The sequence below is a fragment of the Glycomyces tarimensis genome (assembly GCF_054776215.1).
The window spans coordinates 18,921-33,836 of sequence record NZ_BAAHCB010000009.1; the positions used below are offsets into that span (position 1 = coordinate 18,921).

Annotated in this window: 15 protein-coding genes and 1 pseudogene; 11 read left to right on the plus strand and 5 right to left on the minus strand. The window is 70.1% G+C overall.

The window, feature by feature from the left end; translation table 11 throughout:
• Nucleotides 1-7: 7 nt before the first annotated feature.
• The 3 genes from ACYVK3_RS09605 to ACYVK3_RS09615 form a co-directional block, all read right to left on the minus strand.
• On the minus strand, nucleotides 8-712 hold the full coding sequence (locus ACYVK3_RS09605) for a response regulator transcription factor (protein WP_460497159.1): 705 nt from the start codon (nucleotides 710-712) through the stop codon (nucleotides 8-10).
• A 70-nt stretch (nucleotides 713-782) separates the two neighbouring features.
• Nucleotides 783-1,583: an ABC transporter permease gene (locus tag ACYVK3_RS09610; protein WP_460497082.1), complete on the minus strand. Its 801-nt coding sequence runs from the start codon at nucleotides 1,581-1,583 to the stop codon at nucleotides 783-785.
• Nucleotides 1,580-2,494 (minus strand): P-loop NTPase family protein, encoded by a 915-nt coding sequence (locus tag ACYVK3_RS09615; RefSeq protein WP_460497083.1) that lies wholly within the window; start codon nucleotides 2,492-2,494, stop codon nucleotides 1,580-1,582. The genes ACYVK3_RS09610 and ACYVK3_RS09615 overlap by 4 nt, the downstream gene beginning before the upstream one ends.
• A gap of 249 nt (nucleotides 2,495-2,743) precedes the next feature.
• On the opposite strand from ACYVK3_RS09615, the gene ACYVK3_RS09620 reads away from it, so the two are divergent.
• The 7 genes from ACYVK3_RS09620 (at nucleotide 2,744) to ACYVK3_RS09650 (ending at nucleotide 9,844) form a co-directional block, all read left to right on the plus strand.
• Nucleotides 2,744-3,655 carry a MurR/RpiR family transcriptional regulator gene (locus ACYVK3_RS09620; protein WP_460497084.1) on the plus strand — a complete coding sequence of 304 codons (912 nt, stop codon included), beginning with the start codon at nucleotides 2,744-2,746 and terminating at the stop codon, nucleotides 3,653-3,655.
• A complete protein-coding gene (locus ACYVK3_RS09625; protein WP_460497085.1) occupies nucleotides 3,652-4,419 on the plus strand; it encodes a sugar isomerase domain-containing protein in 768 nt (255 codons plus the stop codon). The genes ACYVK3_RS09620 and ACYVK3_RS09625 overlap by 4 nt, the downstream gene beginning before the upstream one ends.
• A gap of 23 nt (nucleotides 4,420-4,442) precedes the next feature.
• On the plus strand, nucleotides 4,443-5,861 hold the full coding sequence (ngcE, locus tag ACYVK3_RS09630; RefSeq protein ID WP_460497086.1) for a type 2 periplasmic-binding domain-containing protein: 1,419 nt from the start codon (nucleotides 4,443-4,445) through the stop codon (nucleotides 5,859-5,861).
• Between the two features lie 12 nt (nucleotides 5,862-5,873).
• A complete protein-coding gene (locus ACYVK3_RS09635) occupies nucleotides 5,874-6,782 on the plus strand; it encodes a carbohydrate ABC transporter permease (RefSeq protein ID WP_460497087.1) in 909 nt (302 codons plus the stop codon).
• Nucleotides 6,779-7,606 carry a carbohydrate ABC transporter permease gene (locus ACYVK3_RS09640; protein WP_460497088.1) on the plus strand — a complete coding sequence of 276 codons (828 nt, stop codon included), beginning with the start codon at nucleotides 6,779-6,781 and terminating at the stop codon, nucleotides 7,604-7,606. The genes ACYVK3_RS09635 and ACYVK3_RS09640 overlap by 4 nt, the downstream gene beginning before the upstream one ends.
• 27 nt (nucleotides 7,607-7,633) lie before the next feature.
• A complete protein-coding gene (locus ACYVK3_RS09645; protein ID WP_460497089.1) occupies nucleotides 7,634-8,848 on the plus strand; it encodes a family 16 glycosylhydrolase in 1,215 nt (404 codons plus the stop codon).
• Between the two features lie 63 nt (nucleotides 8,849-8,911).
• Nucleotides 8,912-9,844: an N-acetylglucosamine kinase gene (locus ACYVK3_RS09650; RefSeq protein WP_460497090.1), complete on the plus strand. Its 933-nt coding sequence runs from the start codon at nucleotides 8,912-8,914 to the stop codon at nucleotides 9,842-9,844.
• A 3-nt stretch (nucleotides 9,845-9,847) separates the two neighbouring features.
• On the opposite strand, the gene ACYVK3_RS09655 is transcribed toward ACYVK3_RS09650, so the two are convergent.
• Nucleotides 9,848-10,984: a PQQ-dependent sugar dehydrogenase gene (locus tag ACYVK3_RS09655; RefSeq protein WP_460497091.1), complete on the minus strand. Its 1,137-nt coding sequence runs from the start codon at nucleotides 10,982-10,984 to the stop codon at nucleotides 9,848-9,850.
• A 376-nt stretch (nucleotides 10,985-11,360) separates the two neighbouring features.
• Between ACYVK3_RS09655 and ACYVK3_RS09660 the strand changes: the two genes are divergently transcribed.
• Nucleotides 11,361-12,113: a phosphotransferase enzyme family protein gene (locus ACYVK3_RS09660; RefSeq protein ID WP_460497092.1), complete on the plus strand. Its 753-nt coding sequence runs from the start codon at nucleotides 11,361-11,363 to the stop codon at nucleotides 12,111-12,113.
• Here the strand turns inward: ACYVK3_RS09660 and ACYVK3_RS09665 are convergent.
• A complete protein-coding gene (locus tag ACYVK3_RS09665; protein WP_460497093.1) occupies nucleotides 12,110-13,045 on the minus strand; it encodes an aldo/keto reductase in 936 nt (311 codons plus the stop codon). The genes ACYVK3_RS09660 and ACYVK3_RS09665 overlap by 4 nt on opposite strands.
• Nucleotides 13,046-13,169: 124 nt before the next feature.
• Here ACYVK3_RS09665 and ACYVK3_RS09670 point away from each other — a divergent pair, with 124 nt between their 5' ends.
• The 3 genes and pseudogenes from ACYVK3_RS09670 to ACYVK3_RS09680 form a co-directional block, all read left to right on the plus strand.
• Nucleotides 13,170-14,078 (plus strand): LysR family transcriptional regulator, encoded by a 909-nt coding sequence (locus tag ACYVK3_RS09670; protein ID WP_460497094.1) that lies wholly within the window; start codon nucleotides 13,170-13,172, stop codon nucleotides 14,076-14,078.
• A 313-nt stretch (nucleotides 14,079-14,391) separates the two neighbouring features.
• Nucleotides 14,392-14,769 (plus strand): VOC family protein, encoded by a 378-nt coding sequence (locus ACYVK3_RS09675; RefSeq protein WP_460497095.1) that lies wholly within the window; start codon nucleotides 14,392-14,394, stop codon nucleotides 14,767-14,769.
• Nucleotides 14,770-14,839: 70 nt separating this feature from the next.
• Nucleotides 14,840-14,916: pseudogene (locus ACYVK3_RS09680) on the plus strand (transcriptional regulator); the annotation flags it as partial.

The window sequence follows — 14,916 nt, forward strand, 5'->3', positions numbered from 1 at the left end:
AGGCGCTTCACCGCCGGGGCTCCCGCATCACGTAGCCCACGCCGTGCACGGTGTGGATGAGTTTGGGCTCCTCGGTGTCCACTTTGCGCCGCAGGTAGGAGATGTAGGTGTCGACGATGCTGGCGTCGCCGCCGAAGTCGTAGTGCCACACCCGGTCGAGGATCTGTGCCTTGGAGACCACGCGCCCGGCGTTCTCCATCAGGTAGCGCAGGAGCCGGAACTCGGTGGGGGAGACGCGGACGGCTCGGCCCGCCCGCGTCACCTGGTGCCCTTCGGCGTCGAGCGCGAGTTCGCCGACCGCCAGCACCTCGGACCGGTGGCCGGCGGTGCGGCGCAGGACCGCGCGGATGCGGGCGATGAGTTCCTCCAGGTCGAACGGTTTGGTCACGTAGTCGTCGGCGCCGAGCGAGAGTCCGGTGACCTTGTCGGCCTGGCGCCCCCGCGCGGTGAGGAACAGGACCGGCACGGGGGCCTCGCGGCCCCGCGGGCGCTGCTCGCGGAGCCGGCGCACCACCTCGAAGCCGTCCATGTCCGGCAGCATGACGTCGAGCAGCACGAGGTCGGTCGGCTCCTCGGCGGCCAGGGCGACGGCCTCGGTGGCGGTCGCCGCTGACGACACGCGGAATCCGGCGAACCGCAGGGTCGCGGCGAGCAGCTCGCGGACGGTGTCCTCGTCGTCGACCACCAGCAGGTGCTGGGCTCCCGGCGTCATCTCCGGGCCTGGCTGTTTCACATCGACCAGCGTACGGAGGCGCGGGGCCGGGAGCGGCGAACGGCGGGCATCACACGTCGCGGCGTCGGAAGAGGACGAACGCGGCGGCCAGCACGGCGGCGACGCCGAGCCACATCCCGCCCAGGTTGAGCCAGGGATGCGGGTAGTCGGGGTCGGGGACGGTCGTCATGATCGCGGCCGCGCCCACCGTCGGCCAGTAGTCGAGCAGGCCCTGAAGCAACGGTGCGAACAGGCCCGAGAAGCCCGGCACCAGGAAGATGATGCCCACGAGGGTGGTGATCGCTCCCGCGGTGGACCGCAGGATGGTCCCGAGTCCGGCCCCGAGCAGCCCGATGCCGGCCAGGTAGAGCCCGCCGCCCGCCACGGCGGCGAGCACGCGGGGGTCGCCGATGCTCGCGTTCGGTACGTCCTGCGCGGCGATCAAGGCCTGGCCCAGGAAGAACGCGGCGAACATGAGGGTCTGGCCCGCGACCAGGGCGACCGCGGTGGTCAGGACGGCCTTGGCCGCCAAGAGCCGGTGCCTGCGAGGCGTGGCGGCCAGGGAGGTCTGCATCATGCCGGTCGCGTATTCGGAGGTGACGATGAGGATGCCGAGGACGCCGATGATGAGCTGGGCCAGGATGTAGGTCGTCAGGCTGAGGTTGGTCGGGTCCCAGGCGAGCCGCTCCGCGGTCGAGGCGTTCTCGTACTCGGCTCCGACCCTGCTCATGGGCAGGGACGTGATGCCGAGCCCGACGACGAGGAGGCATGCCAGCGTGTACCAGGTGGATCGCAGGCTGCGGAACTTGATCCACTCGGCGCGCAGGGTGTGGACGAAGGTCGCTTTGGGCGCGTTCGCGAGCGTGGTCATGCCGCGGCCCCCTGGTATTCGACGCTGTCCTTGGTCAGTTCCATGAAGGCGTCCTCCAACGAGGGCTGTTGCGGGGTGAGTTCGCTGAGCGCCGTGCCGTGGTAGGCGGCGAGTTTGCCGATCTCCTCGGCCGACATGCCGGAGACGACGAGCGAGGATTCGAGGCCGTCGCGCACGGTCGCGCCCGCGGCGGTGAGCCGGTGCGCGAAGGAGTCCGACTCCGGGGTGCGGACGAGAACGGTCCCCTCGCCGTTGGCGCGCATGAACGCGCTCATGCCGGTGTCGGCGATGAGCCGGCCTCTGCCGATGACGACCAGGTGGTCGGCGGTCAGCGCCATCTCGCTCATGAGGTGGCTGGAGACCAGTACCGCCCGACCCTCGTGGGCGAGCGAGCGCATGAAGTCCCGGATCCAGCGGATGCCCTCGGGGTCGAGCCCGTTGACCGGTTCGTCGAAGACGAGCACGTCCGGGTCGCCGAGCAGGGTCGCGGCGATGCCGAGCCGCTGCCGCATGCCGAGCGAGAATCCGCCGGCCCGCTTGCCGCCGATGCCTTCGATCCCGGTCCTGGCGAGCACGTCGTCGACTCGTCGCTTCGGGAGGCCGTTGCTGACGGCGAGCGCCAGCAGATGGTCGTACGCCTTGCGGTCGCCGTGGACGGCGCCGGCGTCGAGCAGCGCGCCGACCTCGGTCAGCGGTACGGGGAGGTCGCCGTAGTGCCTGCCGCCGATGGTGACCGACCCCCGGGCGGGGGCGGCCAGTCCGAGGATCATCTTCATGGTCGTGGACTTCCCCGCGCCGTTCGGTCCGAGGAACCCGGTCACCTGGCCGGGTTCGACGGTGAACGACAGGTCGTCCACCACGGTCTGGGGTCCGTAGCGTTTGGTCAGCCCTTGTATCACTATCGCGGTCATGGTGGGATCCTGACGGCTCCGGCTGGCCGGGCTCTGTGGACTTCTGGGAGATCGCTGTGAACCCGGCGCCGCCACCGTGCGCCTTCCCGCTCCCGGCCGCCGTCAGGGCGGCGGATTCACAGGGAATCGTGAGGCCGAGGGCCGCATGCTCGCGAGATTTATTTTGAAAGTATCTTGACTTTTGGATTCGTTGAACGTAATTTTCATCATAAGCGTCCGAGCATGAAAATTATTATGGTGAGGGTCTCGATGGGGAGCCAAGGTGTGATCGGCCGGCTGCGAATGGAGCAGCCGACACTGCCCGACGCGCTGCAACGCGTCGCCGCGACGATCCTCGAAGACCCGGACACGGCCGCGAAGGCGTCCATCGTCGACCTCGCCGAACGCGCCGGCACCTCCACCGCCACCGTCACCAGGTTCTGCCGCACGCTCGGCTTCCCCGGTTACGCGGCGCTGCGAGTCGCCCTGGCCGCGGAGAACGGACGCGTCGCCCAGGCGCGGTGGGAGACCGACATCGACAAGGAGATCGAACCCGGCGACTCCCTGGACCAGGTCCTCGGCGTCGTCGCCGGGGCCGACTCCCGCGCCATCCAGGAGACCGCCTCCCAGCTCGACCTCGACCTGGTCGACCGGGTCGCCGAAGCCGTCGCCGCCGCCGAGCGCGTCGAACTGTTCGGGCTCGGCAGCAGCGGCACCGCCGCCCGCGAGATGGCCTTCCGCCTCGAACGCATCCGCGTCCCCTGCTGGTTCCGCTCCGACGCCCACTCCGCGCTCACCAGCGCCGCCCTGCTCCGCAGCGGCGACGTCGCGATCGGACTGTCCCACTCCGGGCGCACCCGCGAAGGCGTCGAGGTCCTCGCCGAAGCCCGCGATCAAGGGGCGCTGGCCGTAGCGGTCACCTCCTTCGCCCGCTCGCCCATGGCCGAGGCCGCCGACGTGGTGCTCACCACCGCGGTCCACGAGACGACCTTCCGCCTCGCCGCCCTCTCCGCGCTGCACTCCCAGCTGCTCGTCCTCGACCTCATCTACGTCGCCGTCGCCCAGCGCACCTTCGAGCGCACCACCGAGGCCTTCGAGGTGACCGCCCGCGCCGTACACGCGCACCGCTTCGCCGACGAACCAGGACACCCACGTCGCAACCGATCCAAGGAGCAGGAATGACCGAGGCACACCCGCGCATCACCGCCGAGACCTACCTGGAACTGATCACCGACACCGTGCAGCGGGTCGGCCAGAGCCAGCTTCCCGCGGTCCGCCAGGCCGCCGAACTCATCACCGCGAGCCTGGACGAGGGCGGCATCCTCCAGGCCTTCGGATCCGGCCACTCCGAGGCGCTCGCCATGGAACTCGCCGGACGCGCCGGCGGCCTGGTGCCGTCCAACCGCATCGCCATGCGCGACATCGTCCTCCACGGCGACCAGCCCCGCACCGTCCTCGAAGACCCCTTCCTCGAACGCAAACCCGAAACCGCCCACCGGCTCCTGGAAGCCACGCCCCTGCACCCGGCCGACATCGTCGTCATCGCCTCCAACTCGGGCATCAACGGCGTCGTCGTCGAGCTCGCGCTTCAGGTCAAGGAGCGCGGCCACCGGCTCATCGCCTTCACCTCCACCGCACACAGCGCCAAGTCCGAATCCCGGCACCCCTCCGGCAAACGCCTGGCCGAGATCGCCGACGTCGTGCTCGACAACGGCGCGCCCTACGGCGACGCCGCCCTGCCGCTGCCCGGCGGCGGCGCGGTCGGCGCGGTCTCCTCGGTCACCGCCGCCGTCCTCGCGCAGATGATCGGCGCCGAGATCGCCCAACGCTTCGTCGACAAGGGAGAACAACCGCCGATCTACCTGTCGGCCAACATGGCCGGCGGCGACGAACACAACCAGACCCTCGAAGCGCGGTACGTCGGACGCATCCGCCGCACCGCCTGACACACCGGAAACAGAGGCCCCTCATGACTTCGCGACCCGCACACCCCCGAACCACGCCCACCCGCCGCACGCTCCTGCGCGGCGCCACCGCCGCCGGGGCGGCCGGAGTCCTCACCGGCTGCGTCACCGCCGGAGGCTCCGACGACGCCGAGAGCGCGTCCGGCGACGTGACCGACGACAACCCGCTCGGCGTCCCCGAGGACACCGACCTCGAAGTCGTCATGTTCAACGGCGGCTACGGCCAGGCCTACACCGAGCACGCCGCCGAGATCTACGAGTCGAGACACCCTGGCAGCACCGTCGACCACCAGGGCATCCAGCGCGTCGGCGAGACCCTCCAGCCGCGCTTCGTCGCCGGCGAACCGCCCGACGTCGTCGACAACACCGGCGCCGGACGACTCGACATCGCCCAGCTCGCCGCCTCCGGCCAGCTCCACGACCTCGCCGAACTCCTCGACGCCCCCAGCCTCGACGACCCCGCCGTCCCCGTCCGCGACGCCCTCATGCCCGGCGTCGTCGAAGACGGCACCCTCGACGGCACCGTCCAGTTCCTCAACTACTCCTCGGTCCTGTGGGGCATCTGGTACTCGTCCTCCCTGTTCGAGTCCCACGGCTGGACCTACCCCGAGACCTGGGACGACATGCTGGCCCTCTGCGAGGAGATCGGGCAGGCCGGGATCGCGCCGTGGACCTGGCAGGGCAAGTTCCCCGAGTACATGGTGGACCCGCTCCAGTCCCTGGCCGCCAAGGCCGGCGGCATGGACCTGGTCACCTCCATCGACAACCTCGAACCCGGCGCATGGCAGCAGGACGCGATGCTCGGCGCCGCCGACGCCATTCACCGGCTCGTCACCGGCGGCCACATCATGGCCGGATCCGAGGCCCTCTCCCACACCGAGGCGCAGAACGCCTGGAACAACGGCGAAGCCGCCTTCATCCCATGCGGCTCCTGGCTCGAAGGCGAACAGCAGGAAGTGACACCCGAGGGCTTCGACATGGTCATGGCCCCCGTCCCCGACCTCACCGGCTCGGACGCGATGCCCTTCGGCGCCCTCCAGGGCGCCAGCAGCGAATCCTTCCTCGTCCCCGCCCAGGCCGCCAACCCGCGCGGCGGGCTCGACTACCTGCGCTGCCTGTTCTCCCTCGAGGTCGCACGCGGCTTCGCCGAGGCCGCCAAGGCCCTCCCGGTCGTGCGCGGCGCGACCGAAGGCGTCGAGATGAGCACCGGGCTCGCCTCCGTCGCCGACGCCGTCGAAGCCGCCGGCGACCACGTGTTCGGCTACAAGTACCGCACCTGGTACGCGCCGCTCGCCAAGGCCGTCGACGACGCCACCGGGGAACTGCTGGCCGGACGCATCGACCCCGAAGACTGGGCCGACCGCATCCAGACCGCCGCCGACGACGTGGCCGCCGACGACTCCGTCACCAAGTACGAGCGCTGACGGGCCAGGCTCATGCGGCACGGCAAGAACCGCTTCCTGATCGGCGCGCTGGCAGCACCGCTGCTGCTGTACGGGGTGTTCGTGGTCTCCCCCTACGCGCAGGCGTTCTACCTGGCCTTCACCGACTGGAACGGGCTGTCCGGGGAGGCGAACGCCGTAGGACTGGCGAACTTCACTTCACTGTGGAGCGACAACCTGTTCCTGTCGGCGCTGCGCAACAACGGCCTGATGCTCCTGGTCGTGCCACTGCTCACCATCGTCCTGGCGCTGTTCTTCGCCGCCATGCTCACCATGGGCCGCTCCGACCAGCGTGGCGGCATCCGCGGCTCCCGGGCGTACCGCATCGTCTACTTCTTTCCGCAACTGCTGTCGGTCGCGATCCTCGGCGTGCTGTTCCAATTCGTCTTCACGCCCAACAACGGCCTCCTCAACGGCGTGCTCGAAGCCGTCGGGCTCGGCTCGCTCACCCGCTCATGGCTGGCCGAGCCGGCCTGGGCGCTCCCCGCCGTCATGGCCGTCATGATCTGGGCCGCCGTCGGCTTCTACGTCGTCCTGTTCGCCGCCGCGATGGAATCCATCCCGCGCGACGTCCTCGAGGCGGCCCGGCTCGACGGCGCCGGACGCCTCGCCACCTTCCGGCGCATCACCCTGCCGTTCGTGTGGGACACCGTCCAGGTCGCCTACGTCTACCTCGGCATCCTCGCGCTCGACGGCTTCGCGCTGGTCCAGATCATGACCGTCGGCCCCGGCGGCCCCAACAATTCGACCGAGGTCATCGGCCTGACGCTCTACCGGGCCGCGTTCACCTACGGGGAGTTCGGTTACGCCTCGGCCATGGGCGTGACCCTGTTCTTCCTCACCCTCACGCTGACCGCGGTCGCGCTGCGAGTGACGCGCCGCGAGCGAGTGGAGGTCGCATGAGGGGCAAAGCCACCGAATCCGTCCTCCACCTGGTCCTGCTCGGCTGGGCGGTCCTGGTCACCCTGCCGCTGGCCTGGGCGGTCCTGTCCTCGCTCAAGACCGACGCCGAGATCTTCGCCAGCCCGTGGTCGATGCCGGACGAACCCCAGTGGGACAACTGGGCCCGCGCCTGGCAGGATGCCTCGATCGGCCGCTACCTGCTCAACACGCTCATCGTCGTCGGCGGGGCGCTCATCCTGGTGATGCTCCTCGGGGCGCTCACCGCCTACTGCCTGGCCCGCTACCGCTTCCCCGGCAACCGCGTCATCTACTACGCGCTCGTCGCGGGGATGCTCTTCCCGGTGTTCCTGGCGCTCGTCCCGCTGTTCTTCGTCGTCGACCAGCTCGGCATGCTCGGCACCTACCACGGGCTGATCCTCGTGTACGCCGCGTACGCCCTGCCGTTCACGGTGTTCTTCCTGCACGCGTTCTTCCGCGGGCTGCCCACCGCCGTGTCCGAGGCGGCCTTCATCGACGGCTGCTCGCACACGTCCGCGTTCTTCAAGGTCATGCTGCCGATGGCCCGCTCCGGGATGGTGAGCGTCGGCATCTTCAACTTCCTCGGCCTGTGGAACCAGTATCTGCTGCCGCTGGTCCTCAACCCCGATCCCGACCGCTACGTCCTGGCACAGGGGCTGGCCGCGCTCGCGGTCAGCCAGGGCTACCGCAGCGACTTCAGCGGCCTGTTCGCCGGGTTGATCATCGCGATCCTCCCGGTCCTGGTCGCCTACGTCCTGTTTCAACGACAGATCCGCTCCGGCCTCACGGCCGGGGCGGTCCGGTAACGAGTTCTAACGGAAAGGGAGCTCGATATGTCCACCCACACGAAATCCAAACGCCGCATCGCCGCCTTCGCGGCCGCAGCGGCGGCGGCGAGTGCCATCACCGCATTCAGCATCACCAACATGACCGGAGCCGCCGCCGACCCCGTCTGCGACGAGACCCTGTTCGACGACTTCGCCTACTCCTCCTCCAGCGACCCGAACCTGGACGCGCGCGGCTGGACCGTCCGCACCAACACCGGCGGACCGGGCGTGCCCGGCGCGGCCTGGCCCGCCTCCAACATCTCCTTCCCCACAGTGGACGGGGCGAGCAGCCTGCAACTGCGCGCCGCGACCGACGGCACCGCCGGCGGCACCAGCCACGCCGAGCTGTTCCACGAGCGCAAGTTCTACGAGGGCACCTACGCCGCCCGCGTCAAGTTCCCCGACGCGCCCGTGAGCGGCACCGACGGCGACCACATCGTCGAGACGTTCTTCACGATCACCCCGCTCGACGCGCCGATGGACCCGAACTACGGGGAGATCGACTTCGAGTACCTGCCGAACGGCGGGTGGGGCGAACAGGGGCCCATCTTCTACCAGACCACCTGGGAGACCTACCAGAACGAGCCGTGGGTCGCCGACAACATCCACACCTCCCAGCGCGAGAGCTTCGCGGGCTGGCACGATTTGATGTTCACCGTCGCCGACGGGCACGTCAAGTACTACATCGACGGGGAACTGGTCGCCGACCACAGCGGCAAGTACTACCCCGAGACCCTCATGTCGATCAACTTCAACCTGTGGTTCATCGACACCGCGGGCCACACGAGCGGCATGAGCGTCTACAACCAGCAGGTCGACTACCTGTTCCACAGCGTCGGCGAGGTGCTCACCCCGAACGAGGTGAGCGGCCTCGTCGCCGGCTACCGGGCCGACGGCGTCGCCCACACCGACACGGTCGGCTCCGGCGGTGGCGACTGCCCGACCCCGACCGACCCGCCGACCACTGACGAGCCGACCGACCCGCCGACCGACGAACCCACCGACCCGCCCACGGGCGGCGAGGAGTGCGACACCGCCGCGGACTGGGCCTTCAGCTCCGTCTACACCGAAGGCGACGTCGTGGTCCACGAGCGGAGCGCCAACGGCGATCCGTCCGGCCCCAAGTCCGGGGACGGGCCGCACCTGTGGCGCGCCGAGTGGTGGACCCAGGGCTCCGAGCCCGGTTGGACCCCGCAATGGACCGACCTGGGCGCCTGCTGATCGGGCCGCTTTAAGCTGCGGGTACGTCGGGATCGGCGTACCCGCTCCGCTTGGGAGGAACGCGTGGAACCACTGGTGCTGGGCCTGGATGTCGGCGGGACCGCCTCCAGAGCCGTCGTCGCGACCCTGGACGGGAAAGTGCTGGGCCGAGGCAAGGCCGGAGGGGGCAACCCGATCACCGTCGGCCCGCGTGAAGCCGCCGAGCAGGTGGGAGCCGCGGTCAGGGGCGCCCTGACCGGCCTCGATCCCATCAGGGTCCGAGCCGGCGTCATGGGCATAGCCGGCACCAGCGACTTCGCCAGCCCCGACACCGCCGCGACGTTCCAGCGCATGTGGGAGGCGATCGGCGTGCGATGCGCCGTGACGCCGATCGGCGACACGCTGGTCGCCTTCGCGGCGGGGACCGATGCGACGCGCGGAACCGTGCTCATCGCCGGAACCGGCGCGGTCGCCGCGCAGATCGACGGCGACCGGATGACGCGCGTCGGCGACGGACTGGGCTGGCTGCTCGGCGACCGCGGATCGGGCTTCTGGATCGGCCGGAAAGCCGCGGCCCTGACCGCCGAACGGCTCCAGCGAACCGCGTTCGCCACACCGCTCATGAAGGCGGTGGTCAAGGCGATCACCGGCGCCGAGGAGACGAGCGCGGACGCCTTCGCCCAAGCCGTCTACCGGAGCCCCGTCCTGAGCCTCGCCGAACTGGCGCCGCTGGTCGACCGGTCGGCGCGGGCCGGCGACCGGCTGGCGGTCGCCGTCCTCGACCAAGCGGCCGAGCATTTGGCCCGAACCGTGATAGACGTCCGAGCGGGCGAGCGAACCGGCCCGATCGTGCTCTCCGGCAGCGTCCTGCGGGCATGCCCGACGGTGCAGGCCGGGGTCCGGACGCGCCTGGACGCCGCCCTGCCGCGATCCGAGATCCGGCTCGCCGGCCCAGGGGCGGAAGGAGCCGCCCGCCTGGCCGCCCGAGGCCTCACCGAAGCGGAGACGCAGGATTGAGGACTACTTGGGCGGGAACCGGATGATGCGATCGTCGCCATCGCGAGGACTGCCGTATCCGTCCCTGTTGGACGTGGCGACCCACAGCGCCCCGTCCGGAGCGACCTTCACCGTGCGGAGCCGGCCGTACTCGCCTTCGAGCAGTGCCTCCGGCTCGCCGAGCTCGCCGTCCCCGGTCAAGGGAATCCGCCACAGCCGCTCGCCTCGGAGCGCGGCGACGTACAGCGCCTCGCCGGCGACCGCGACGCCCGCCGGTGACGCCTCGCTCGGCGACCAGGTGACCAGCGGGTTGGTGAACTCGCCGTCGTTGGTGTCGCCCTCGCCCTCCACGTGCGGCCAGCCGTAGTTGTTCCCCGGCTCGATGCGGTTGACCTCGTCGGCCTGGTTCGCTCCGAACTCGGAGGCGAACAGTCGGCCCTCGCCGTCCCAGGCGAGCCCTTCCACGTTGCGGTGCCCGAGGCTGTAGACCGGCGAGTCGGACGTCGGATTGTCCGGTGCCGGGTCGCCCTCGGGAGTGAGGCGCAGGATCTTGCCGTTGGGACTGTCGGGGTCTTGGGCGCGATCCTGTTCTCCGGCGTCACCGGTGGCCACGTAGAGCAGGCCGTCGGGGCCGAACGCGATCCGGCCGCCGTCGTGGTGATCGGCGGCGGCGATGCCGTCGAAGACCGTCTCGGGTTCGCCGTCGAGCCGGAACCGCACGACCCGGTTCTCCTCGCCCGCGGTGAAGTAGGCGTACAGGTACCCGTCCTCGGCGTAGTCCGGTGAGAGCGCCAGACCCAGCAGCCCGCCCTCACCGGCCGGGTCGATGTCCGAGACCCGGTAGACCTCCTCGGGCTCGCCGCCCCCGAGCGGCACGCGCAGTATGCGGCCGGAGTCGCGCTCGCTCACCAAAGCGTCCTCGTCGGAGGGGAAGACCAGACCCCAAGGCACCTCGAGGCCGGTGACCACCTCCTCCGCGGCGTCGAAGTCGGGCTCCGCCGGAGGCTCGCTCGGCTGCGCCGACGGCGACTCGGTCTGCGTCGGACTCGCGGTCGGATCGCTCGAATCGTCCGCGGCATCGTCCCCGCAGCCGGCGGCGGCGGTGGCCACCACGCCGGCGAGCACGGTCCGCCGGCGAACGGTCCTGTAGTGCAGTGTCATATCGGTGTCCCATCGACGTAAGCGGTCAAGCGACCGGGTGCCCAGATCCGCCCGGGTTGAACTACCTCGGCTGCTGAGGAGCGCGCTCATCGCTACCCGCATCGGTCACCGGGGGCGGAAAGCCGCCGGTTTTCCGCCCCTCAGCGGTTGTGGATGTCGACCCCCGAACCGTCGAGAGCCGGTCGTCGCCGGCGATCGTGCCCCAGAGGTGCTGGGCGAGGCTGCTCCCCGTGCCCACTACTGGAATGTCCGACATGTTCGCGCCCTTGCCGACTTGCATCCACCGACTGCCGCATCAGCTTACTTCGGCTTTACCACCTGCATCGCCGCTCGGGTCGGCGAGGTGCCGGCCCGAACCCCTCCCTACCTTGGAAGGATGCGAGGAGAGATGCTGTCAGGCGGCAATATGGACCCGGTGGTCCGGATCGGGGAGACGGTGCGGCGCGTCAGTGGCGAGTGGACCCCGGCCGTCCACGAGCTGCTCCGGCACTGCGAGGCAGCCGGGATCGCCGAGGCCCCGCGCCCGCTGGGCACTGACGGCGAAGGCAGGGAGATCCTGACCTACATCGAAGGGGAGACACTCGAGCAGGCCTCGCCGGAGATCCGGTGGGCGCCGTCGATGCTGCGGGAGGCGGGCGCATTGCTGCGGCGGCTGCACGACGCGGGCGAACCGCTCGCCGCGCGGAGCCGCGCATGGCGCAGCGAGCCGCACGACCCTGTCGAAGTCCTCTGCCACAACGATGTCGCGCCGTACAACCTCATCGTCCGCGACGGACGGCTCGTCGGCGTGATCGACTTCGACATGGCCTCTCCGGGACCGCGGCTCTGGGACTTCGCCTACCTCGCCTACCGGCTCGTCCCCTATGCCGAAGACGCGGTCGGGTTCGAGCCGGCACGCTACGGCGTCCGCGAAGAGCGGCTTCGGGAGCTCACCGAGGCCTACGGAGCCGGTTTCGATCCCTCGGAGGTGCGGCTCGCGATCGCGCGGCGCCTGGATGACCTGGCCTCGTTCACGGAGCGACGTGCCGCCGACACCGGACGGGGCGAGTTCACCGAGCACGCCGCGATGTATCGACGCGACGCCGATCGCTGCCGCGACGGCGCGGCGAACTCGGGCAGGACCGACTAGGGAACGGTGTAGCCGGCGGCGCGGAACAGCTCGTACCACTCCGCGCGGCTCAGTGGAATCTCCGAGCCCTGCGCCGCGGCCGTCACGCGCTCGGGCGTGGTGGTGCCGACGACCACCTGCATCTGGGCGGGGTGCCGGGTGATCCAGGCGGTGGCGATCGCGATCGGCGGCACGCCGTACTTCGCGGCGAGCCGGTCGACCACCGCGTTCAGCTCGAGGTAGTGGTCCGATCCGAGGAACGGGCCGGTGAAGAAGCCCGCCTGGAAGGGCGACCAGGCCTGGAGGGTGATGTCGTGCAGTCGGCAGTAGTCGAGCAGGCCGTCGTCGCGGGCGATCGACTGGTCGAGGTCTTGCATGTTCGCGGCGACGCCCTGGGCGATCAAGGGCGCGTGCGTGATCGACAGCTGCACCTGATTGGCGACGATCGGGCGGGACAGGTGCTTGCGCAGCAGGTCGATCTGGCGTCCGGTGTGGTTCGAGACGCCGAACGCGCGGACCTTCCCGGACTCGGCGAGGTCGTCGAAGGCGCGGGCCACTTCCTCGGGCTCGACGAGCGCGTCGGGGCGGTGCAGCAGCAGGATGTCGATGTAGTCGGTGTCGAGCGCCGCCAGCGAGCCGTCGACCGATTCGATGATGTGCTCGTACGAGAAGTCGAAGTACGGGCCGTCCTCGCCGACGATGCCGGTCTTGGTCTGGATCACGAACCGCTCGCGCTCGGAGGACTTCAGCCGCATCGCCTCGGCGAAACGGCGCTCGCAGCCGTGGACCTCGTTCCCGTACACGTCGGCGTGGTCGAGGAAGGTGATGCCGGCGTCGGCCGCCGTGCGCACCAGCTCGCGCACCTCCTCGTCGGACTTCTCCGCGATGCGCATCAGCCCGAGCACCACGTTCGGCACGGTGATGTCCGTGCCGGGCAAGGTGAACGTCTTCATATGTCAGCTCCTTCGGACTACGGTGCCGGCCCTGGCCCGGACCGACCCGGCTCATCCTATGAAGGGTTAATCTAGAAGTCCAACAAATCTTCCAAATGAGATTCAGAAACCAGAGGCATGAGTCATGGATCTGCGGCAGCTCGAGTACCTGGTGGCGCTCGCCGATGAGCGGCATTTCACCCGCGCCGCCGAGCTCACCGGCATTTCGCAGTCAGGGTTGTCGGCGGCGATCCGCAGCCTGGAAGAGGAACTCGGCACCGGTCTGTTCACTCGCACCACCCGCCGGGTCGAGCCGACCGAGGCCGGGTTCGCGCTGCTGCCGTTCGCGCGCTCGATGCTGGAGCAGGCCGCCAGTGCCCGCGACGCGGTCGTCAAGGCGAGCCGGGCCGTCTCCGGTTCCCTGAGGATCGGCGCGGAGCAATGCCTCGGCCTGGTCGACGTCACGGCGCTGCTCGAACGCTTCCACCGCCGCCATCCGCGGGTCGAGACCCAATTCACGCAGTGCGGCTCGCACGACCTGCTCGCGATGCTCCGAGCCGGCGAACTCGACGTCGCGTTCGTCGCCACCGACAAGCAGCTCAGCGGGCTGCCGCGGACCGTGCTCGGCCGCGAGCCGCTCGTGCTCCTGCTGCCGCCGGACCATCGGCTCGCCTCCCGGGCCTCGGTGCGCCTCGAGGGACTCGACGACGAGGACTTCATCGATTTCGGGCCCGCCTGGGGCGTGCGCACCATGAACGACGCCGCCTTCACCGCGCACGGGGTCCGCCGCCGACTGCGATGCGCGGTCAACGACGTCCACACCCTCATCGACCTCGTGGACCGCGGCCTGGGGATCGCCGTCGTGCCGCGGCACGTGGCCGCGAAGCCCGAGGCCGGGCGGCTGCGCGCCCTGCCCCTGCCGGGCTCGGCGAGCCCCGAGTGGACGGTCTCGGCGGTCTCCACCGCCTGGGACCGCGCCGATTCGCCGGCCGCTCACCTCCTCGAGCTGCTGCAGGAGACTCCAGCGGTCGCGCTCGACCGCACCGAGTCCTGATCAGCGGCGCTCGGCCGACACCGCAGCCCGCCAGCAGCAGGAGTCCGCCGCGCCCGCCGCAACGGTGCTCCTTCGCTGTCGAATCCCGCCTCGAATCTCCAGTGGGGCCCGGGGTCGCTCCTGCGTTCCAGGCCGAACCCGCCGATCATGACCGAGCCCGACGACAAGGCCAACGCCGGGCACCAGACCGAAGGGGACCAAGCACGCCCGTTCGCGGGCTCGCACATCGTACGGAACTCGCGACTATGCCTCCTTAGGCCGCAGAACCCCACCTCCAATAATAGGTAGGAAAAGTCCTACGTATATTGGAGCCATGAACATCACCAAACTCCAAGTGGTGTCGCTCCCCGTTTCCGACCAGGAGCGCGCCAAGTCCTTCTACGTCGACACCCTCGGGCTCGAACTCGTGCGGGACAACCCGATGGGGCCCGACCAGCGGTGGGTGGAAGTCGCCCCGCCCGGCGCGGACACCGGCATCACCTTGGTCACGTGGTTCCCGACCATGCCCGCGGGCGGCACCAAGGGCCTGGTCCTGCAGACCGACGACGTCGACGGCGACATCGCCGATCTGAAGAACGCGGGGGTGGCTGTGGACGGACCTCACGACGCGCCGTGGGGCCGGTTCGCCACCTTCGACGACCCCGACGGCAACGGGATCGTCCTGTCCGGACCGCCGCCGACCGGTGCGTGAGGTGCCCACCGCCACCACTGACCAGGTCTTCGCCGCACTGGCGAGTCCGGTACGGCGCCGTATCCTGGACATGCTCCGCGAACAAGGCGCGCTTCCTGTCAACGCCGTCGCGGCGCAGTTCGACATGCGACGGCCAAGCGTCTCGGA